Source organism: Sphingopyxis sp. (genome assembly GCF_025869345.1).
Lineage (GTDB): Bacteria > Pseudomonadota > Alphaproteobacteria > Sphingomonadales > Sphingomonadaceae > Sphingopyxis.
Genome location: NZ_JAOZVW010000085.1, coordinates 22,806 through 42,669, shown reverse-complemented (window position 1 = coordinate 42,669; position 19,864 = coordinate 22,806). Strand labels below are relative to the sequence as shown.

The window sequence follows — 19,864 nt, the reverse complement described above, 5'->3', positions numbered from 1 at the left end:
CGTTTCGATGCCGCCCGCAATCGCCAATATGCCCGCGCCCATCGACGCCGCCATCCCCGCGACGAGCGCATAGAGGCAGACGATGTCGATGCCGGTGCCGACCGGCCCCCGCGCGCGGTGCCCGAGCAGGGGCACGAAGAGCGACGACAGGCTGAAGGGCTCGCCGCGATTGTAGTAGACGAGCGCAAAAGCGAGCGCGGCGACGGTGTAGATGCCATAGGGCGTGAGCGTCCAGTGCAGGAACATCGTCGACATGGCGAAGGCCGCCGCGGCGTCGCTGCCGGGCTCGAGCCCCAGCATCGGCGGCGGCGCGTTGAGGTGGAACAGGGGTTCGGCGGCGCCCCAGAAGAGGATTCCGGTCGCGATCGTCGTGCAGAGCATCACCGCGAACCAGCGCCAGCGGTTCAGCAGCGGCTCGGCGCCCGCGCCGCCGATCACCGTCCGGCCGAGCGGTGACAAAGCAACCGCGCCGAGCAGCGCGAGGAACGCGAGTCCGGCGCCCGCGAACAGCGGGCCGAGTTTGCGCAATATCCAGTCGTTGACGGCGGTCTCCGCCGCGACGAACGCCGCGCCCTGCCAGACGCTGAGCAGCAGCGCGATCGACAGGATCGCCAGCGGAATGAAAAAGACCGGCCGGTTGAGCGGGTGGCGAGAAGCTGCTGGCAAAGGAACCGCCGTTCGGACATGGAGGGCGGGGTCAGAATGACGGCTGTGCGGTGCATCGTCAAATCCATGCGATCGGGCTTGCGCTGCCGGGAACGACGAGCCGAGCAAAACGTTGGACGGGCAGGTGCCTGAATGGGAAGGAGCGCTTCGATGATCAGGGCGATTTTGACGGCCAGTGCGGTGATGGCACTGTTCGCGGCGGGACAGGCCGGCGCGATGCAGAAAAATCCCGATGGGACGACGGCGGAGGAGCGGTCCAATACGGCGCGGCTCAACGCCGACCAGCTGGCGAAAGCCAATGCGGAAACGCAGGCTTATGAGGCGCAGGTCGCGGCGCGCGATCAGCAGGAGGCCGCCGCACAATCCGAATTCGCCAAAGAAACCGAGGCCTATGAAGCCGAGAAGGCGCGCGTGGCCGCGCTGTCGGCCGAGGAGCGGATTCAGTGGGAAGCCGATGTCGCGGCGTGCAAGGCCGGTGATACGTCGCGCTGCGCGCCGCAGCCCAAAAATTGACGCGCTGACGATAGCTATTGGGGAACGGCGGGAGGCTCCGGCGGTTCGCCGGGGCCTTTTTGCTGCGGTTTTCCGGCGGGCTCCGGTAAAGTAACTGGGGGCGGCGGCGGCGCGATGGGGATGACCATCGCCGGCCCGTCTCGCGGTTCGGGGCGCGGTTGAGCTTCCGGGCGCGGCGCGGGATCGGGAAAGCGGCCGCCATAGCGATAATCGTCTGCCGGCTCGGGCGCCAGTTCGGGCGACGGCAGGGAATCGCCGTCGACCTGGCCCAACTCCCGAAAGGCATCGCTCATCGGGCGATCACGCCGGGCGTTCAGCCGCGCAGCGACGCCATAGCTGTCGGCGCAGTCGGGGCAGGGTGGAGCGTCCGCCTGCCCGGTGACGAGCGCGTCGGGATTGGCGCTGAGCCCGGCGAAGGAGGCTTTGCCCTCGGCCGCGCCATCGAGCCCCTTATCGACGACCGCGACGCCCAGCAGCCCGCCGACCGCGACCCCGGCAAGAGCGAGCCCGAGCGCCCAGGCCAGCCGACGCGCGGCTCGGTCGCGACTCGAAGAGGGGCGGGGTTTCCTCCTCATGACGCGAAGAAAGCCATTGTCGGCAGCGGATGCAAGCTCCCGGCCATTGGTCGATGCCCCAATGCGCTTCGTCCGCCTGATCGACGGGGTTTCCGGGCCGGTCGAACCGCTCGTGCGGGCCGGCCGGGAATGGCGCATTCCATCCATGCGGGATGCGGGCTGGTGCAATCTTCCCCGGTTACCATCAGGCCGTATCCCGCATCATAACCCCGGATTGAGAGGACTCCCCCCATGTTCAAACCGACGTTCAAACCGATGTTCAAGCCGGCCCTGGCCCTGATGTCGCTGACGATGGCGGCCACCGGCACAGCCGCGCCCGCGATGGCGCGGGACGATGAAGCACCGCGCGTCATGGTGCGTTACGGCGATCTCGATCTTCAGACGGCCGATGGGCGCGAGCGGCTCGATGTTCGCATTCGCAGCGCGATCCGTTCGATGTGCCGCGTCGATCCCCGCCCTTCGCTGCAGCAGCGAATGCTCGGGCAGAGGTGCCAGGCACGCGCGCGAAGCAGTGTCGAACCGCAGCTCGCGGCCTTGCTGAAAGGCAGCAGCGCCCGGTTCGCGAGCGAGAAACCGCCGGTCGTCGCCGCTCCCTGACGGCCGTTGCTATCGGGGCCGCCTATCAGCAGGGGGCGGCCGCGACGAAGGCGATCATGCTCCGTGCGTGATCGCCTTTACGTCGTGCAGATAGGTGCGGCCGATGCGGTGGACGCCGCCTTCGCCCAGATCGACGCTCCACGCGCCGTCGCCATGGTGCTTGAGCCCGACGATGCCGTCGCGGCGGATCATCTTCGACCGATGGATACGCATGAACTGGTCGGGGTTCATGCGCGCCTCCAGCGACTTGATCGTCTGGTGGATCAGCCAGCTTCGGCCGCCGACATGCAGGCGCATATAATCGCGCTCGGCCTCGATCAGGTCGACTTGGTCGGCATCGATGCGCAGCATCTCGCCCCGGTTCTGGACCCAGAATTCGTTGATCCACTTGCTCTTCTGCTTGGGCGCGCGGTCGGTCGCGCTCCACTCGCGCACGCGGGCCAGCGCGCGGGCGAGGCGGTCGGGCGATACCGGCTTGAGCAGATAATCGACCGCGGCGACATCGAACGCCGCCACCGCATAGCGATCGAAGGCGGTGACGAAGACGACCGCGGGCGGATTGTCGATCCCGTCGAGCGCCGCGGCGACCGCCAGCCCGTCGAGATCGGGCATCGCGATGTCGCAGAGAACGAGGTCGGGCGCGAGTGCGTCGACCATGCGCAGCGCCGAGGCGCCGTCGCTGGCGGTTCCGACGAGCGAAATGCCGTCCTGCTGCCCGGCGAGAATCTGGAGCCGCTCGATCGCCAGCGGCTCGTCGTCGACGATCAGGGTGCGCAGCGTCCGCATCATCTCAACATCCCTCCCGTGCCAGTGGCAGCCATAAGGAAACGAAGAAGCCGCCGCTGTCCGAAGGCCCCCATTCGCAGCCCGCCGCGGGGCCATAGCGGGTCAGCAGCCGTTCGCGGACGTTACCGAGGCCAAGGCCCGTTCCCGGCGCGGGAGCCGGTGCCCTGGGATCGATGTCGTTTTCGATGCGGACGACGAGCAGGCCGTGCTCGCTGCTCGCGGTCAGCCGAATCGCGATCCGGCCCTTGCTGGGCGCGACGCCATATTTGATCGCATTCTCGATGATCGGTTGCAGGATCAGCACCGGAACGCAGGCGTTTTCCAGTTCCTTCGGCACCGCGACCTCGACCTGCAGCCGGTCGGGGAAACGAACCTGCTCGATGTCGAGATAGAGCCGCTGGAGCGCGATTTCCTCGTCCAGGCTGACGAGCTGTTCGGGATCGATCGCGAGGCTCGACCGCAGGAAGGACGACAGGTTCATGATCATCGTCTCGGCCTCGCTCTTCGACCCGCGCAGGACCAGCGTCGACAGCGAATTGAGCGTATTGAACAGAAAGTGCGGATTGACCTGATAGTGAAGCGCGCGAAGCTGCGCGGTCTGCGCCTCGATGCGGAAATGGTTCGCGCGCCGCTCCACCGCGCGCATCTCGTTGGCATAGCCGAAGGCGACATAGAGCGCGGCCCAGACCGCGAAGAAGAAATACCAGCGGATCGAGCTGTCGAGGATCAGCACGATTTCCCACGCGACGGGGAATTTCGCCTGGATGTCGGCGATGATCTTCGCCGAGTCCGGAAGCGGCAGCCAGTAATAGAAGACGAGCAGGTTGATGCACGCATAGACGATGACCAGCGGGATCGCCGCCCCCATCGCGACGGCGAGGCGGGCGCCGAAGCCGCGCGGCTGGACGCGCTGGATGAGCTGATAGAGGACGAAGGTGCAGAGGATGCCCGCGACGACGACCACGGCGCGGCGGCCGGCATATTCCCATTGCTCGGCGCCCGCGAGGATGCCGAGGCCGGTGGTGATCAGGAAATAGAGCAGCCACATCGCGATGATCGATCCGATCGCGACCCGCGGATTGACGCGCGCGTCGGAGGCGCGCCAGTCGGGCGCCGCCGCCAGCATCTTCGCCCGTTGGTCGCGCAGGGTCTCTTTGCGGATATTCATGGTCATCGAAGCTGCCTTAGCGTCAAACAGCGCCGCAACGCCAGCAGGCTTCGGGACGCCAGTCGAAGCGGCGCGGACTTTGGTCGAAAGCTGCTATCCGAGGTCGGGCCGCGGCATGGTGCGGCGCCAGCCCCCGTGCTTGTAGACCGCCCATGCCATCGCCAGCGAGGCGAGCGAAGACAGCGGAAAGCTCCACCACAAAATGTCGCTGCCGATCGCCGCATAGCCGAAATAATAGATGCCGAGGCGGATCGGGAACATCGAGAGGAACAGGATGATCAGTGGCGGGACGACCGAGCCGTTGGCGCGCAGCGTGCCGATCAGCACGATCGTCGTGCCGAAGGGCAGGAAGGTCCAGGTCGCGATCAGCTGGATGTGGCGCGACACCTCGATTGCCGGGCTGCCGCTGCCGAGAAACAGCGCGAGCGCAGCGCGGTCGCCGAGCAGGAGCAGCACGATCAGGATGCCGGTCATGACGAGGTTGATCGCCATGCCGCTGTTCGTCACCGACGCCACCCGGTCCCAGCGCGCCGCGCCGATATTCTGCGCCACCATCGCGCTGACCGCCGCGCCGATCGCGAGCGCGGGCATCTGGACATAATTCCACAGCTGCAACGTCGCGCCATAGGCGGCGGCGGTGACGAGCCCCTCGCGGTTGACGAGCCCGACCATCACGAGCCCGGCGCCCGAGATGACGAGCATCTGCGCGCCCATCGGCAGGCCGCGCCCGACGATGAAGCGAAGCTCGCTCCCCTTGGGCAACAGATAGGCGAGTTCGCGGCTGCGAAGGCGCAGCACATGGTTTCGGGCATAGAACCAGGCGATCATCCCCACGAGGCTGATCGTCCCCGCGGTCGCGGTGGCGAGCGCGCTGCCCGCGATGCCAAGGCGCGGGAAGGGGCCGAGGCCGAGGATCAGCACCGGGTTGAAAACGATGTCGAGCACGACCGTCAGCATCATGAAGCGCAGCGGCGTCACGGCATCGCCCGCACCGCGCGACGCCATCATCAGCGTCACCGACAACATGCTGGCGGGCACCGCGAGGAAGGTGACGCGCAGATAGTCGTGCGCCAGTCCGAACGCCTCGGGCGGGGTTTTCAGCCAATGCAATATCCTGTCGGACGCGAACCAGCCGACGACTGCGATCGCGATCGAAAAGATCAGCGCAAGCCCGATGACGCCGCCCGCCGCGCGGCGCGCCGCATCTATGTCGCCGCGTCCGATCGACTGGCCGATCAGCACCGTCGCCGCCATGCCGAAGCCGAAAAAGGCACCGAACATCAGGAACATGATGATGTTGGCGTTGGCGGTCGCGGCGAGTGCGCTTTCGCCGAGGAATTGGCCGACCCAGATCGAGTTCACCGAACTCGACAGCGTCTGCAATATGTTCGACGCGAGCGTCGGCAGCGCGAAGAGGATCAGCGTCTTGGTGATCGGCCCGCTGGTCAGGTCCATCCGCCGGCCGCCGCGCACCGTCTGGCGCGGCGGAACTGGCCCCGCCGCGGGGTCGGCCGCCGTCGCGACGGGCATCGGCGTGACGGGCGTTTCGCCGTCGGTCACCCCAGGCGGGCCAATGCGGCGCTCAGGCGCTCGGCCTCGGCCGCCTTGGCGGCATGGTCGGCGCGCGCCTTTTCGACCGCTTCGGGCTTGGCGCGCTCGACGAACGAGGGGTTGTTCAGGCGGCCGGCAAGGCCATCGCGCTCCTTGGCCGCGGCGGCGAGCGCCTTGGTCAGGCGGTCGCGCTCGGCGGCGATGTCGATCACGCCGTCGAGCGGGACGGTGATCGTCTCGCCCTCGACGACAAGCTGCGCCGACGCGCCCGCCGGTGCGGGATCGAAGCTGATCGCGTCGAGCCGCGCGAGACGGTCGAGCTGCGCCGCGAGCTTGCCGGCACGGTCCTTCAGCGAGGCCGGGAAATGCGCGGTCAGCCGCGCGCCCGGCGGCAGCCCGAGTTCGGCCTTGGCACCGCGGAGTTCGCTGACCAGCTTGATCAGCCAGTCGATGTCGGCGCTCGCGTCCGCGTCGCGCTCCGCCTGCGGCTCGGGCCATTTGGCGGTGATCAGAGGATAGGCCTCGCGGTCGCCGAGCCCGGTCCACAGCTCTTCGGTGATGAAGGGCATGAAGGGATGGAGCATGACGAGGATCTGGTCGAGCACCCAGCCCGCGACCGCGCGGGTTTCGACAGCCTCGTCCCCCTCCCGCTTGCGGGAGGGGCTAGGGGAGGGCATGTCATCCGCCATCCCTTCGCCTGAAACAGGCCCTCCCCCGACCCCTCCCGCAAGCGGGAGGGGAGAAAGAACGGGCTTGATCAGTTCGAGATACCAGTCGCAGAAGCGATCCCAGGCGAAGCTGTAGATCGCGTTCGCGGCATCGTCGAAGCGATAGGCGGCGAAAGCCTTGTCGATCGCGGCGACGGTGTCGGCGACCTCGCCGATGATCCAGCGGTTGACCGGCAGGCTCGCCGCGGGCGCTGCGAGGCTGGTCGAGGCCGAAATGCCGTTGGCTTCGCAGAAGCGCGCGGCGTTCCAGAGCTTGGTCGCGAAGTTGCGATAGCCGGCGAGGCGCGCGTCATCCATCTTGATGTCGCGGCCCTGGCTTTCCATCGCGGACATGAAGAAGCGGAGGGCGTCGGCGCCATATTGGTCGATCAGGCCGAGCGGGTCGACGACATTGCCCTTCGACTTCGACATCTTCGCGCCGTCGGGGGCGCGGACGAGGCCGTGGAGATAGAGCGTCTTCCACGGGACATCGCCCATGAACTCCATCCCCTGCATCGCCATGCGCGCATCCCAGAAGAAGAGAATGTCGAAGCCCGAGACGAGCACGTCGTTGGGATAATGGCGGCGCAGCATCTCGGTATCGTCGGGCCAGCCGAGCGTCGCGAAGGGCCAGAGCGCCGAGGAGAACCAGGTGTCGAGCACATCGGGGTCGCGGGTGAGGGCGACGCCCGCCCCGGCCTCGGCCTGCGCTTCCTCTTCGGTCTCGGCGACGAAGATGCGGCCATCGTCGGCATACCACGCCGGAATCCGGTGTCCCCACCAGAGCTGGCGCGACACGCACCACGGCTGGATATTCTCCATCCAGTTGAAGAAGGTCTTTTCCCACGTCTTGGGGACGATGTTGATACGCCCGTCGCGCACCGCCGCCATCGGCGGCTGCGCCAGCGTTTCGGCGTCGACATACCATTGGTCGGTCAACCACGGCTCGATCACCACGCCGCCGCGGTCGCCGAAGGGGGTCTGGATCGTACGCGGCTCGGCGTCGTGCTCGGCGCCGTCCTTGTCGACGTGCGGGATCAGGAAGCCAAGCGCCTTCATCCGCCGCACGACGAGTTCGCGCGCGCCGTCGACGCCGTCGCGCTTGAAGCGATGGAGGCCGAGATATTCGTCCGGGATCAGCCCGTCGGTCGTCTGGATCACGTTCGCGTCGCCGTCGAGCATGTTGAGCATCTCGCCGGGCTTGAACCCCGCGCGCTTGCCGACTTCGAAGTCGTTGAAATCATGTCCGGGCGTGATCTTCACCGCGCCCGATCCCAGTTCGGGATCGGCATGTTCGTCGGCGACGACCTTGAAGCGGCGTCCGGTGATCGGCTGGAGGATGTCCTTGCCGATCACGCTCTGGTAGCGTTCATCGCCCGGGTGCACCGCGACCGCCATGTCGGCGAGCATCGTTTCGGGGCGCGTCGTCGCGACCTCGATATAATCGCGCCCGTCGTCGAGGGTGACGCCGTCGGCGAGCGGATATTTGAAGTGCCAGAAGCCGCCCTGAACCTCGTGCGTCTCGACCTCCAGGTCCGAGATCGCGGTCTTGAGCTTCGGATCCCAGTTCACCAGCCTTTTGTCGCGGTAGATCAGGCCCTTCTTGTGCAGATCGACGAACACCTTGACCACCGCGCGCGTGAAATGCGGGTCCATCGTGAACTGCTCGCGCGACCAGTCCATCGAACAGCCGAGGCGGCGGAGCTGGCCGGTGATCTGGCCGCCGCTTTCCGCCTTCCATTGCCACACCTTTTCGACGAACTCCTCGCGCGTGTAGTTGGTGCGTTTGTCCTGCCGCTCCTCGAGCTGGCGTTCGACGACCATCTGCGTCGCGATGCCGGCATGGTCCATGCCGACGACCCACAGCGCATCCTTGCCGCGCAGCCGTTCGTAGCGGACGAGCACGTCCTGCAACGTATTGTCGAGCGCATGGCCGATGTGCAGCGCGCCGGTGACGTTCGGCGGCGGGTTGACGATCGTGAACGGCTGCGCATTCGGGCGCGCGGGGCGGAACAGCCCGCGGCTTTCCCATGTCTGGGCCCATTTCGCCTCGATGGCGGCGGGATCGAAGGTTTTTTCCATCGGCATAGCGGGCGCCTTTGCCAGCCATGCTGCGGCGCGGCAAGGGGGAACCAACCTGCTCTTCGCCATGCCGGACTTGATCCGGCATCCCGCTTTGTGCGTTGGAAGGGAAAAGCGGGACCCCGGATCAAGTCCGGGGTGACGAGGAAAAGGAAGCCGGGGCTATTTCTTGAGATATGTCCCCAGCCAGTCGAAGACGGTGCGGTGCCACTGGACGCTGTTCGCGCCCTTCAGCACCCAATGGTTCTCGTCGGGGAAGACGAGCAATTGCGACGGAACGCCGCGGCGCTGAAGCGCGGTGAAGGCGGCGATCCCCTGCGTATAGGGGATGCGGAAATCCTTTTCGCTGGTGATCACCAGCATCGGGGTCTTCCACTTGTCGACATGGTTCACCGGGTTCCATTTCTCGAACTCCTCGGGAACCTCGAAATAGGCGCCGCCATGCTCCCACTCGTCGAACCACAGCTCCTCGGTCTCATAGGCCATGGCGCGCGCGTCGAAGACGCCGTCGTGCTGGACGAGGCATTTGAAGCCGTCGGTCCACTGTCCCGCAATCCAGTTCATCATGTAACCGCCGTAGGAGGCGCCGAGCGCGCAGGCGTTGGCGATGTCGAGCTGCGCATCCTGCCTGCCCGCCGCGGCGAGGCCGAGTTTCAGGTCCTGCAGCGGCTTGCCGCCCCAATCCTTGTTGATGCTGTCGGTGAAGGCCTGACCGTAGCCGGTCGAGCCGTGGAAATCGACGGTGACGACGCCATAACCCTGTTCGGCGAACAGGCGCGGGTTCCAGCGCGTCGACCAGCTGTTGCCGAAGCTGCCCTGCGGGCCGCCGTGGACGATGAAGGCGACCGGCAGCTTTGCGGCGGCGTTCGCGGGTTTCAGGATCATGCCCCACACCTTGTCGCCGTTCGCGCCCGCGAATTGCATCCGGTCGATCCTGACCGGATCGAAGCTGGCGAGCGTGGCGGCATTGACCGCGCTGAGCTGCGTCACCTTGCCCTTCGCGTCGCGGACATAGACGTCGGTCGGAAGTAGCGCGGTGTTGCGCGAGTAGAGGAGCGTGCCATCGGGCAGCGGCGTGACGTCGCCGATGTTGCCGTCGAAGGCTTCGGCCGATGCCTTCAGCTTTTCGACCTTGCCGCTCGCGGCATCGACGCGAAATACCGGATGATCGAGGACATCGTCGGCGGTGACATAGAGCGACTTGCCGTCGGGTGCCCACGCGATCGAGGCGACCGAGCGGTCCCACGCGTCGGTCAGCTTCTTCGTCTCGCCATTTTCGAGGTTGCGCAGCATCAGCACCTGCCGGTCGGCTTCATAGCCCGGCCGCGCCATCGCGGCGTAAGCGAGCCATTTGCCGTCGGGCGACGGGGCGGGCAGGGTGTCGGTCGCCTGATTGCTCTCGGTCAGGTTGACCGGCATCATCCGGCTGTCGACCAGCCAGCTATAGATATCGAGGTTGGTCGAGCGCGGCTCGTCGCGGTCGGCCTTGCGCATCGTGAAATAGACGGTGCGGCTGTCGGGCCCCCAGGCGAGTTCGCTGCCGTCGCCGAACGGCTTCGACGGGGTATCGCCGACCAGCCCCGCGGCGATCGGGCGCGCCACGCTCGCCTTGCCGTCGGCGAGGTTGAAAACGAAGGGGCGGCTGTGGGTGCCGGGCGTTTCCCATTGGTCCCAGTGCCGCACGAAACCGGCGCCGTCCTTGTAGAGGCGGCCGCTGCCGGGGCCGACGAGCGCGCCCTTGTCCTTGGCGTCGCAGCCGAAGTCGGTGCATTCCATCGGAATGTCGCCCCACGCGAGTAGCCGCTCGCCATTGGGCGAAATCTTGAAGCCCGCGACCTCGGCCTTGGTGTCGGTGACCTGCGTCGCCGCGCCGCCCGTCTTGACGTCGATCCGCCAGACCTGATCGCTGCCCGAGGCATTCGAGAGGAAATAGAGGCTGCCGTCGGGCGCGAAGGCGGGCGATGTCTCGTTCTTGCCGGGCGTATCGGCGATCTGGACGGGCTTGGCGTCCTTTGTCTTGCGGTCGACGAGCCAGAGGCCGGTCGCGCGCTTGTAGCTGTCGGGCGCGGTCTCGGTCATCTGGAACGCGATCCAGCGCCCGTCGGGCGACGCGGCCGGGGCGCCGACGCGCTTCAGCGTTGCGAGGTCGACCTCGGTCATCGGCCGGGCAAGGGCGGGGCAAGAGGAAAGGGCGGCGGCAAGCGCGATGGCGCTGGTGAGGATATGGTTACGCATGAAAAGGGTTTAGCCGTGCAGAGCGTGCGTTCAACCCCGTTCGTGGTGCTGGTCGAACATCAAAGGCGCCTGGGGGTGGGGAGACGGCGTTCTAGGCAGCAGGTCTCAACGTCGCCAACCACCGCACGATTTCGCTTTCCAGCCGGATGCGTGCGTCGGACCAGCTATGGTCGGTCGCGACGTGCAGCGTCTGGAGCTTCGTGCCGCCCTCCGCCCTGATCGCGCCGCTCAGCGCGTCGCTCATCGATGCGAAGCCGTCGTCGGAGGTCAGCACGAACAAATGGGTGTCGCGGAGCCGCGGCGCGGCCTTGACGAAGTCGAAGCGATCCTTGTTGGCGATGATCTCGTCCGCCATGATGTCGGGGCTGGTGCCCGCGAGCGCTTCGAGGCCGTTGGCGCGGAGCAGCGCCGCGGCCGACGCGCGCGGCACCCCCGCGAGCGCGCCCATATTGCCCGACGAGATCATCGCGGCGCCGAGCAGCGCCTTGTCGTGCGCCGCGGTCAGCGCGGTCACCCAGCCGCCCATGCTGTGACCGATGACGACGAGGCGCGCGGGGTCGACCCGGAGCCTCGCGGCGTTGGCGGGATCGCGCGCGAAGGCGAGCACCGCGTCGGTGTCGTCGAGGTTGCCCGCAAGGCGGTAATCGCCCGGACTGCCCCATGCGCCGCGATAGTTGAACGTGATCACCGTCCACCCCGCGCGGCGGATCGCCTGCGCGAGGTCGAGATTCTTCTCGAGCCCCGGCAGCCCGTGGCAGAGGACGACGGTGGGGTGCGGCCCGGCGCCCGCGGCGACATAGACGACGCCGTTGATCTCCACCCCGCCGGTCGGGATATGGACGACCTCCATCGCCGCGGGATGGTCCTTATCGCGCGCGGGGTCGGTGTAGATCGCGGCCGGAATGTCCGGCGCCTGTGCCTGCGCGGCGAAGGGCAGGGCGGCCAGCGCGGCCGCGGCAAGCAGATGTCGCATCCTATTCTCCCTTGAAAGCGGCGAAGCTGCCGCCGCGCCCGGCGCCTTCGGTGAAGCGTCTGGCGCCCGCCGCCGCGCCTTCGCGCAGCGGCGCGACCCCGGCATGGGCTTCGTGCGCCAGCGCGCCCTCGATGTCGAAATCCCACTGGCGATAGGCGCTGAGGCGGTCGCTGTTCATGCAGATTTGCGGGAAGGCGGCGATCTGCTTCGCGAGCTCGATCGCGGCGGACAGCGCGGTTCCGTCGGGAACGACCCGGTCGGCGAGGCCGATGCGCAGCGCCTCGTCGGCGGCGACCGGGCGGCCGGTCAAGATCATGTCCATCGCGCGGCCCTGTCCGACGATGCGCGGCAGGCGGACGGTGCCGCCGTCGATCAGCGGCACGCCCCAGCGGCGGCAATAGACGCCGAATATGGCGCTCGCCGCGGCGACGCGCATGTCGCACCACAGCGCGAGTTCGAGCCCGCCCGCGACCGCATGACCCTCGACCGCTGCGATCACCGGCTTGTCGAGCAGCATCCGCGTCGGGCCCATCGGGCCGGGACCGTCGGGGTCGTAGCGCGTCGTGCCGACCGCGCCGAGGTCGAAACCCGCGCAGAAATGGCCTGTGCTGCCGGTCAGGATCGCGACGCGCGCCTCTGCATCGTTCGCGAAGGCGGTGAAGGCCTCGCGCAAGGCAATTGCGGTCGCGGGATCGACGGCACCGCGCTTTTCGGGGCGGTCGATGGTGACGATCGTCACCGGGCCGTCGCGGTCGACCAACACTGTCATGCGCATTCTCTCCCCTCGACCACTCGATGCCTTTCCGGGCTAACATGACAGGCGGGGCGAGGGCAAAGGGTTGAAACGCGCCGCACCGCACCCTAGATCGTCGACATGCGGGCCGGGCCCCTCTGGCGTCGGCGGAAGTATTTTCCGCCACGTGATGTCGGACCGCATCGGGTGACACCGATGCTTGCGGCCCATCTCTCCCCTCAAATCCGGGTCGTGGGGTCGGCGTCACCTGCTTGATTTCATCAATCAGGAGGCCCTTATGACGCTCAATTCCCGATTCTACCGGCTGACCGAATGGCATCGCCGGATCGACGACGCACTTCGCCGCGAGAACCGCCGGCGCGGCGCCGATCCATTCCGGCTGCTGCGGCTGAAGACCGCGAAGCTCGCGATACGCAAACGGCTCGCGAGCCTGTCGCGCCGGCCTGCGCTCGCGCTTTAATTCAACGGGATAAGTGACCGATGGCGCTGCCCCTCCGGGGCGGCGTCCTCGGCGTGTGCCAGGGATGATCATCATGGAATTTCTGTTCGCCGACTGGCTGGGAACCCCGGCCTGGTTCTGGCTGGCCTTTCTCGCCCTCGTTACCGCGCTCACGGCCTTCGATCTCGGCATCCTCAACCGGGAAAGCAAGGAGATGGGGATCGGCGAGAGTCTGAAGCTCTCGCTGCTCTACATCGGCATCGCGCTCGCCTTCGGCGCGTGGATATGGGCCGAGAAGGGCGGCGAGGCCGGCCTGCAATATTATACCGGCTTCTTCATCGAGAAGGCGCTGTCGATCGACAATATCTTCGTCATCTCGCTGATCTTCGCGACCTTCGCGATCCCGCCGCGCTACCAGTATCGCGCTCTGCTCTGGGGCATCGTCGCGGTGATCGTGCTGCGCGGAATCATGATCGCGGGCGGCGCGGCGCTGGTCACCGAATATGGCTGGCTGCTCTATGTCTTCGCGGCTTTTCTGATCTTTACGGGCGTGAAGATGCTGTTCGCTGGCGACAAGCCGATGGACGTCGCAGGCAATCCGGTGGTCAAATGGCTCTCGCGCCATATCCCGATCACGCACGAACTGCATGGCGAGAAATTCTTCGTGCGCGTGCCCGATACGAAGACCGGCAAGCTGGCGTTCGCCGCGACGCCGCTGTTCCTCGCGCTCGTCGTGATCAACCTCGCCGACCTGGTGTTCGCGGTCGACAGCGTGCCCGCGATCTTCGCGATCACGACCGACACCTTCATCGTCTATACGTCGAACATCATGGCGATCCTCGGCCTGCGCGCGCTTTATTTCGCGCTCGCGGCGATGGTGCATCGCTTTCACTATCTCAAATATGCGCTGGCGCTGGTGCTCGTCTTCATCGGGTCGAAGATCTTCGTCGCCGATTTCCTGCTCGGCGGCGGTAAATTCCCGCCGCTCGTCAGCCTGGGCGTGACCGTCGCGCTGATCGCGGGCGGGGTGATCTGGTCGCTGGTGAAGACGAAGGCCGAGGAACCCGCCTAGGGCTGATCGACATTCAGCGCTGGCGGCCTGCAAATGGCGGATTTTCGTGCTTCCGGTGCTCACGTGCCATCAGCACGCTGCGCTCCGGGTCACGAAAACCACCATTTTCGACTCGCCATCATCTGAATGTCGATCGGCCCTAGACCGCCATCAGCAGGATATCGTCATCGCGCGGCGCGGCGGCCTCGAAGGAGGGGAGCGGTTCGAACACCTCTTCCTCGAGCGCGGCCGCGCCGAGGCCGTCGAGCTTGAAATGGCCGAGCCGGCGCTCGTCGTCGGACCGCCAGTTCTTATCGAGATTGAGGGCGCTGACGAACAGCGCGCCGTGGCGTTCGAACAATTGGTGGGGGGCAAGCGTCATGCGCGTCCCGTTATAGAGCGCCGTGATCCGGCGGCGGCGGGCGATCGCTTCCATCAGCGTCAGCCGGTTGTCATTCATCGCGAAATAGCCTCGGGGAGGGTCTGGGGGAATTTTGTGCGTTGCAGCATAATGCATCGCCGCACGGAGTGGGGCAAGAGAAATCGTTTTCATGGGAAACGCTTTTCCTTTTCACCGGCCGAATAAAAATGTCCGCCGGAGGCCTTGCGGCTTCCGACGGACAGGCTTTCCTCCCCAGGAAAGCTCGGGAGGCGCGGGGTTTCGTGCAAGGCGCCCCGCGCCGAACCGGGTGGCACGAGGGGGTGCAACGGGTCCCCTCGCGCCGAACTCGCTTAAGCGGCGAACTAATTCCCCGCGGCCATCAGGCCGCAAACTGGTTCATGGTATTGTCCTTGCCCGCGGCCTTCAGGGCCGCTTCACCAGCAAAATATTCCTTGTGATCGTCGCCGATGTCGCTGCCCGACATATTCTGGTGCTTCACGCAGGCGATGCCCTGGCGAATTTCGGCGCGCTGGACGTTCTTGACGTAGCCGAGCATCGCTTCTTCGCCGAAATATTCCTTCGCCAGATTGTCGGTCGACAGCGCCGCGGTGTGGTATGTCGGCAGCGTGATCAGGTGGTGGAAGATGCCCGCCCGCTTCGCCGCGTCGCGTTGGAAGGTGCGGATGCGGTTGTCGGCTTCGTCCGACAGCGCGGTCCCGTCATAATCGACGCTCATCAGCTTCGCGCGGTCATAGGCGCTGACATCCTTGCCTACCTTTTCCCAGGCGTCGAACACCTGCTGGCGGAAGTTGAGCGTCCAGTTGAAGCTCGGCGAATTATTATAGGCGAGCTTCGCGTTGGGGACGACTTCGCGGATGCGGTCGACCATGCCGGCGATCTGTTCGATGTGCGGCTTTTCGGTCTCGATCCACAGCAGGTCGGCGCCGTTCTGCAAGGATGCGATACAGTCCATGACGCAGCGATCCTCGCCGGTTCCGGGACGGAACTGATAGAGGTTCGAGGGCAGGCGCTTCGGGCGCATCAGCTTGCCGTCGCGGTTGATCAGCACGTCGCCGGGGTTGCCCGCGCCCTCGACCTCTTCGCAGTCGAGGAAGCCGTTATACTGGTCGCCAAGGTCGCCGGGTTCCTTTGAGACGGCGATCTGCTTGGTCAGGCCCGCGCCGAGGCTGTCGGTGCGCGTGACGATGATGCCGTCCTCGACGCCGAGTTCCATGAAGGCGTAACGGCAGGCACGGATCTTCGCGATGAAATCCTCGTGCGGCACGGTGACCTTGCCGTCCTGGTGGCCGCACTGTTTCTCGTCCGAGACCTGATTCTCGATCTGCAGCGCGCAGGCGCCGGCCTCGATCATCTTCTTGGCGAGCAGATAGGTCGCCTCGGCATTGCCGAAGCCTGCGTCGATGTCGGCGATGATCGGCACGACGTGGGTTTCGTGATGATCGATCGCGTGCTGGATCTGCTTCGCCTTCACCTCGTCGCCCGCAGCGCGCGCGGCGTCGAGTTCGCGGAACAGGCCGCCCAGTTCACGCGCGTCGGCTTGGCGCAGGAAGGTGTAGATTTCCTCGATCAGCGCCGGGACGCTGGTCTTTTCGTGCATCGACTGGTCGGGCAGCGGGCCGAACTCGCTGCGCAGCGCTGCGACCATCCAGCCCGAGAGATAGATGTAGCGGCCCTTGACGGTGCCGAAATGCTTCTTGATCGAGATCATCTTCTGCTGCGCGATGAAGCCGTGCCAGCAGCCGAGCGACTGGGTGTAGTTCGCGGGATCGGCGTCATAGGCGGCCATGTCGGCGCGCATGATGCGCGCGGTGTAGCGCGCGATATCGAGGCCGGTGCGGAACTTGTTCTGGGCGCGCATCCGGGCGATGCTTTCGCCGCTGATGCCGTCCCACGTGCCGTCGTAATCGCGGATGAGGCGGCCTGCCTGCGCCATGTCTTCCTGATAGCCCATCGTTCGGTTCCTTGTGGAATGAGGTGATGGGTGGAAATTGGCGAAAGCGCCGCGCAAAGGGAAAAGATTTGTCAATAAAATTTGTGAAATAGGTCAGATAGGTGTAAATGAGCGTGTAAATTAGTAAAGAAAGTTACAATCCATGGCGGAACGGCGCGTGTTCGCGGGGCCGGCAGTGCGCAAGGTGCGGCGCGAGGCGGGGATGACGCAGGCGGCGATGGCCGAGGCGCTCGCCATTTCGCCGAGCTATCTCAACCTGATCGAGCATGGGCAGCGGCCGCTCAGCGCCACCGTGATCGTGCGGCTGGCGGAACGCTTCGGCTTCGACGCCGCCAGATTGGGCGGGGAGGACGTGCCGGGCGGGATCGCGGGTCTCCGGCGGCGGCTGGCCGATCCGCGCTTTGCCGATCTCGGCATCGGCGCGCAGGATATCGAGGAATGGCTGCAGACTGCGCCCGCGACCGCCGCGGCCTTTGCGCGATTGTTCGACACGGCGCCCGAGGAGCGCGCGGAAGGTCAGGGCGACGCTCCCGAAGTCGCCGCGGTGCGCCGCGCGATCGAGAAATGGCGCAACCATTTCCCCGATCTCGACACGCGCGCCGAGGAACTGGCGGACGAACTGCGCCTCGCCGGCGGCGACCTTTACGGAACGGTTTCGGAGCGCCTGCGCACGCGCCACCAGCTTGGCATCCGCATCCTGCCCGCCGACGTGATGCCCGACCGGCTGCGCTGGCTCGACTGGCACGCGCGGCAATTGATGCTGAACGAACTTCTGCGCCCCGCCTCGCGCACCTTTCAGGCCGCCGCGACGCTCGCGCAGATCGAGGCGAAGGGCGAGATCGACGCGCTCGTCGCAGGGGCGGAGTTTGCCGAGAGCGCCGCGGCGCGATTGTTCGAGCGCCACCTGATCCAATATTTCGCCGCCGCGCTGATGATGCCTTACAGCCGCTTCCTGCGCGCCTGCGACGCGACCGGCTATGACCTGCTGCTGCTCCAGCGCCGTTTCGGCGCGGGTTATGAGCAGGTCGCGCACCGGCTGACGACGCTCCAGCGCGTCGGCGCGCGCGGGCTGCCCTTCTTCATGCTGCGGATCGACCGTGCTGGGCAGGGGAGCAAACGCTATGCCGGGGCGAGCCAGTCGCCGCTCGTCGACGGCGACGCGCGCTGCCCCTTGTGGGGCATCCACGAGGCGTTCGCGCGGCCGGGGGAGGTCGTCGCCGATCTCGTCGAGCTCGAGGACGGATCGCGCTGGTTCACGCAAAGCCGCTCGGTCGCGGCGCCCGGCGCGACGGGCAGCGGCACCCCCGCGCGCTTCGCCGTCTGCGTGGGCGTCGACGCCAAGGTCGCCGCGCCGTTGATCGCGGCGCGCGGCATCGACCTGATGCGATCGCCCGCGACGCCGGTCGGGCTCGGCTGCCGCCGCTGCACCCGCACCGGCTGCGTCCAGCGCTCGACGCCGCCGCTCGGCCGCCCGCTGCGATTCAGGGAAGGCGAGCGCGGGGTCAGCGCGTTCGATTTTGCGGGCGATTAAGGTCAGGCCTTCTGCGCCGCGACCCAGCGGTCGATCATCGATCCGAGCACGTCGATCGGCATCGCGCCTGCGGCCAGCGCGGTGTCGTGGAAAGCGCGGATGTCGAATCGGTCGCCCAGCGCCGCCCGCGCGCGCTCGCGCGTCGCGACCCAGCGCGTCTGCCCGACCATGTAGCTCGTCGCCTGCCCGGGCCAGACGCAATAGCGCTCGATCTCGGTGACATTCGACGGCTCGGGCGTGCCGAGCGTCTCGTTATAATAGGCGATCGCCTTCTCCCGGCTCCAGCGATAATGATGAAGGCCGGTATCGACGACGAGCCGCGCGGCGCGGAACATATAGGATCGCAGATAGCCGAGGCGGCCGAAGGGATCGCCGTCATAGACCCCCATTTCGTCGGCGAGCTGTTCGGCATAAAGGCCCCAGCCCTCGCTATAGACCGAATAGGTGGGCAGGCGCCGCAGCCGCGGGATTCCCGTCGCCTCCTGCGCGAGCGCGATCTGGTGATGATGGCCGGGCGTCGCTTCGTGATAGGTCAGCGTCGGCAGCGTCCACGACGGATTTTCGGCCGTGTCGCGCAGATTGATGTAATAGGCGCCGGGGCGCGAGCCGTCGAGCGCCGGGATCTGATAATAGCCGCCGGTCGCGCCGTCCTCGATCTCGGCCGGGACGCGGCGGATTTCGACCTTCGCCTTGGGCAGGCGGCCGAACATCTCGGGCAGCCGGCGCTGCATTTCCTCGATCTGTTCGTTGAGCTTGGCGATCAGCTTCGCCTTGCCGGCGTCTGTGTTCGGATAGATGAAGCGCTTGTCGGCGCCCAGCGCGAGCATCCGCTCGGCGACCGTCCCGCCGGTCATGCCCTGTTCGCGGAAGATCGCGTCGGCGCGTGCCGAAAGGTCGGCCATGCGTTCGAGCCCGAGCTGATGAATCTCCTCGGCCGACATCTCGGTCGTCGTCGCGAAATTCAGGGCATAGGCATAATATTCGTCGCCCTTCGGTAGGCGCCAGACCCCGGCGTCGTGGGTGGCCTTGGGACGGATGCGCGCGAGTTCGGCGGCCTGGCGGCGCATCGCCGGGTAGATGTTACCCTCGACGAGTCCGGCGCAGCGGCGCGCCCAGTCGCCCGCGATGCCTTTGGCTTCGGTCCTGGTGTTGAGATTGGTGGTGAGGCGATTGGCGTCGGCGGCGGGCGCCATGACCTTTTCATAGAGGCCGAGGGTGCGGTCGATGATGAAATCGGGCGGGATGACGCCGGCCGCATGATCGGTCTTCATCCGGCCCGTTTCATTGTCGAGTTGAACCGCGAAATCCTCGCAGCGCGACAGATAGGCCTCGGCATCGGCGGCATCGGCGATACTATGCTGGTTGACGAGGAAATCGGGAATCGATTGATAGGTTCCGCCGAGCTGGGTGACCGGATGCGGTTCGGGCCAGCTGTGCAGGCCGTAAGTGAACCTATCATAGGCTTTGACAAAATGCTCCCACGGGCCGCGGAAGGTTTCGTAGTTGACGAGATCCATCCCCGACAGTTTCGACGCGTCGATCTTTTTGAGCCCCTCCAGACCGACGCGATAAAGATCGTGGCCGCGTTCGATGCCCGCGGGCGATCGGTCGGTGAGGCGCGATTTGGCCGCGGCGCCGGGGCCCTTGTCGAGCCCCAGGGACGTCGCGAATTCGGGGTTGGTTTCGACCAGCATGTCGAACAGATGTTCATAGAGCGCGTTCAGCCTGCCGCCTTCGCTTGCCGCCGGATCGGCGAGCATCGCGCGGGCGGGCCGCGCAGCGGCGGCGGCGGATGCGGCGGCGAGTGCGGCCAGAAGAGTGCGGCGATCGAGCATGGAAATCTCCGGAAAATTATGTTTCGGCAGTGGTTCTAGCCCGCCCG

Annotated in this window: 17 protein-coding genes; 5 read left to right on the top strand and 12 right to left on the bottom strand. The window is 66.5% G+C overall.

Translation table 11 applies throughout. The features are described from left to right. Positions 1-666, bottom strand: a 666-nt coding sequence (locus tag OJI97_RS09485) for a BCCT family transporter (RefSeq protein WP_297662940.1), incomplete at its 3' end; no start/stop codon positions are given. Positions 667-816: 150 nt separating this feature from the next. Here OJI97_RS09485 and OJI97_RS09480 point away from each other — a divergent pair. Continuing rightward, positions 817-1,179, top strand: a complete 363-nt coding sequence (locus OJI97_RS09480; RefSeq protein ID WP_297662939.1) for a hypothetical protein — start codon at positions 817-819, stop codon at positions 1,177-1,179. Positions 1,180-1,193: 14 nt separating this feature from the next. On the opposite strand, the gene OJI97_RS09475 is transcribed toward OJI97_RS09480, so the two are convergent. Beyond that, on the bottom strand, positions 1,194-1,754 hold the full coding sequence (locus tag OJI97_RS09475; protein ID WP_297662938.1) for a hypothetical protein: 561 nt from the start codon (positions 1,752-1,754) through the stop codon (positions 1,194-1,196). A gap of 231 nt (positions 1,755-1,985) precedes the next feature. Here OJI97_RS09475 and OJI97_RS09470 point away from each other — a divergent pair, with 231 nt between their 5' ends. Then, a complete protein-coding gene (locus tag OJI97_RS09470; RefSeq protein WP_297662936.1) occupies positions 1,986-2,351 on the top strand; it encodes a UrcA family protein in 366 nt (121 codons plus the stop codon). Positions 2,352-2,405: 54 nt separating this feature from the next. On the opposite strand, the gene OJI97_RS09465 is transcribed toward OJI97_RS09470, so the two are convergent. The 7 genes from OJI97_RS09465 to OJI97_RS09435 all read right to left on the bottom strand — a co-directional run bounded on the left by OJI97_RS09465 (position 2,406) and on the right by OJI97_RS09435 (position 12,622). Further along, positions 2,406-3,140: a LytTR family DNA-binding domain-containing protein gene (locus OJI97_RS09465; protein WP_297662935.1), complete on the bottom strand. Its 735-nt coding sequence runs from the start codon at positions 3,138-3,140 to the stop codon at positions 2,406-2,408. Between the two features lies 1 nt (position 3,141). After that, the gene (locus tag OJI97_RS09460) at positions 3,142-4,311 is read right to left on the bottom strand and encodes a sensor histidine kinase (RefSeq protein WP_297662933.1); all 1,170 of its coding nucleotides are present in this window, start codon (positions 4,309-4,311) and stop codon (positions 3,142-3,144) included. 87 nt (positions 4,312-4,398) lie between these two features. Continuing rightward, on the bottom strand, positions 4,399-5,865 hold the full coding sequence (locus tag OJI97_RS09455) for an MATE family efflux transporter (protein WP_297662932.1): 1,467 nt from the start codon (positions 5,863-5,865) through the stop codon (positions 4,399-4,401). Then, positions 5,862-8,651 (bottom strand): valine--tRNA ligase, encoded by a 2,790-nt coding sequence (locus OJI97_RS09450; protein ID WP_297662931.1) that lies wholly within the window; start codon positions 8,649-8,651, stop codon positions 5,862-5,864. Before OJI97_RS09450 ends, OJI97_RS09455 begins: the two co-directional genes overlap by 4 nt. Positions 8,652-8,807: 156 nt before the next feature. After that, positions 8,808-10,880, bottom strand: a complete 2,073-nt coding sequence (locus OJI97_RS09445) for a S9 family peptidase (protein ID WP_297662930.1) — start codon at positions 10,878-10,880, stop codon at positions 8,808-8,810. Between the two features lie 91 nt (positions 10,881-10,971). After that, complete coding sequence (locus OJI97_RS09440) at positions 10,972-11,853, bottom strand: alpha/beta fold hydrolase (RefSeq protein WP_297662928.1); 882 nt, start codon at positions 11,851-11,853, stop codon at positions 10,972-10,974. 1 nt (position 11,854) lies between these two features. Beyond that, positions 11,855-12,622, bottom strand: coding sequence for a crotonase/enoyl-CoA hydratase family protein (locus tag OJI97_RS09435; RefSeq protein WP_297662927.1), 768 nt, complete (start codon positions 12,620-12,622; stop codon positions 11,855-11,857). Positions 12,623-12,884: 262 nt separating this feature from the next. On the opposite strand from OJI97_RS09435, the gene OJI97_RS09430 reads away from it, so the two are divergent. Both OJI97_RS09430 and OJI97_RS09425 read left to right on the top strand, forming a co-directional pair. Next, complete coding sequence (locus tag OJI97_RS09430; protein ID WP_297662925.1) at positions 12,885-13,067, top strand: DUF465 domain-containing protein; 183 nt, start codon at positions 12,885-12,887, stop codon at positions 13,065-13,067. A gap of 73 nt (positions 13,068-13,140) precedes the next feature. Continuing rightward, positions 13,141-14,118 (top strand): TerC family protein, encoded by a 978-nt coding sequence (locus OJI97_RS09425; RefSeq protein WP_297662923.1) that lies wholly within the window; start codon positions 13,141-13,143, stop codon positions 14,116-14,118. A gap of 139 nt (positions 14,119-14,257) precedes the next feature. On the opposite strand, the gene OJI97_RS09420 is transcribed toward OJI97_RS09425, so the two are convergent. Then, the gene (locus OJI97_RS09420) at positions 14,258-14,557 is read right to left on the bottom strand and encodes a WYL domain-containing protein (protein WP_297662921.1); all 300 of its coding nucleotides are present in this window, start codon (positions 14,555-14,557) and stop codon (positions 14,258-14,260) included. A 301-nt stretch (positions 14,558-14,858) separates the two neighbouring features. Then, positions 14,859-16,451, bottom strand: coding sequence for an isocitrate lyase (locus OJI97_RS09415; protein ID WP_297662919.1), 1,593 nt, complete (start codon positions 16,449-16,451; stop codon positions 14,859-14,861). A gap of 142 nt (positions 16,452-16,593) precedes the next feature. Between OJI97_RS09415 and OJI97_RS09410 the strand changes: the two genes are divergently transcribed. Then, positions 16,594-17,982 carry a short-chain fatty acyl-CoA regulator family protein gene (locus OJI97_RS09410; protein WP_297662917.1) on the top strand — a complete coding sequence of 463 codons (1,389 nt, stop codon included), beginning with the start codon at positions 16,594-16,596 and terminating at the stop codon, positions 17,980-17,982. A 2-nt stretch (positions 17,983-17,984) separates the two neighbouring features. On the opposite strand, the gene OJI97_RS09405 is transcribed toward OJI97_RS09410, so the two are convergent. Next, complete coding sequence (locus OJI97_RS09405; RefSeq protein WP_297662914.1) at positions 17,985-19,817, bottom strand: DUF885 family protein; 1,833 nt, start codon at positions 19,815-19,817, stop codon at positions 17,985-17,987. Positions 19,818-19,864 lie beyond the last annotated feature (47 nt).

Excerpts from the sequence above, each read along its gene's own strand:
- OJI97_RS09480 (WP_297662939.1), top strand. The coding sequence starts at position 817 with ATGATCAGGGCGATTTTGACGGCCAGTGCGGTGATGGCACTGTTCGCG.
- OJI97_RS09475 (WP_297662938.1), bottom strand. The coding sequence starts at position 1,754 with ATGAGGAGGAAACCCCGCCCCTCTTCGAGTCGCGACCGAGCCGCGCGT.
- OJI97_RS09470 (WP_297662936.1), top strand. The coding sequence starts at position 1,986 with ATGTTCAAACCGACGTTCAAACCGATGTTCAAGCCGGCCCTGGCCCTG.
- OJI97_RS09465 (WP_297662935.1), bottom strand. The coding sequence starts at position 3,140 with ATGATGCGGACGCTGCGCACCCTGATCGTCGACGACGAGCCGCTGGCG.
- OJI97_RS09460 (WP_297662933.1), bottom strand. The coding sequence starts at position 4,311 with ATGACCATGAATATCCGCAAAGAGACCCTGCGCGACCAACGGGCGAAG.
- OJI97_RS09450 (WP_297662931.1), bottom strand. The coding sequence starts at position 8,651 with ATGCCGATGGAAAAAACCTTCGATCCCGCCGCCATCGAGGCGAAATGG.
- OJI97_RS09445 (WP_297662930.1), bottom strand. The coding sequence starts at position 10,880 with ATGCGTAACCATATCCTCACCAGCGCCATCGCGCTTGCCGCCGCCCTT.
- OJI97_RS09440 (WP_297662928.1), bottom strand. The coding sequence starts at position 11,853 with ATGCGACATCTGCTTGCCGCGGCCGCGCTGGCCGCCCTGCCCTTCGCC.
- OJI97_RS09435 (WP_297662927.1), bottom strand. The coding sequence starts at position 12,622 with ATGACAGTGTTGGTCGACCGCGACGGCCCGGTGACGATCGTCACCATC.
- OJI97_RS09430 (WP_297662925.1), top strand. The coding sequence starts at position 12,885 with ATGACGCTCAATTCCCGATTCTACCGGCTGACCGAATGGCATCGCCGG.
- OJI97_RS09425 (WP_297662923.1), top strand. The coding sequence starts at position 13,141 with ATGGAATTTCTGTTCGCCGACTGGCTGGGAACCCCGGCCTGGTTCTGG.
- OJI97_RS09420 (WP_297662921.1), bottom strand. The coding sequence starts at position 14,557 with ATGAATGACAACCGGCTGACGCTGATGGAAGCGATCGCCCGCCGCCGC.
- OJI97_RS09415 (WP_297662919.1), bottom strand. The coding sequence starts at position 16,451 with ATGGGCTATCAGGAAGACATGGCGCAGGCAGGCCGCCTCATCCGCGAT.
- OJI97_RS09410 (WP_297662917.1), top strand. The coding sequence starts at position 16,594 with ATGGCGGAACGGCGCGTGTTCGCGGGGCCGGCAGTGCGCAAGGTGCGG.
- OJI97_RS09405 (WP_297662914.1), bottom strand. The coding sequence starts at position 19,817 with ATGCTCGATCGCCGCACTCTTCTGGCCGCACTCGCCGCCGCATCCGCC.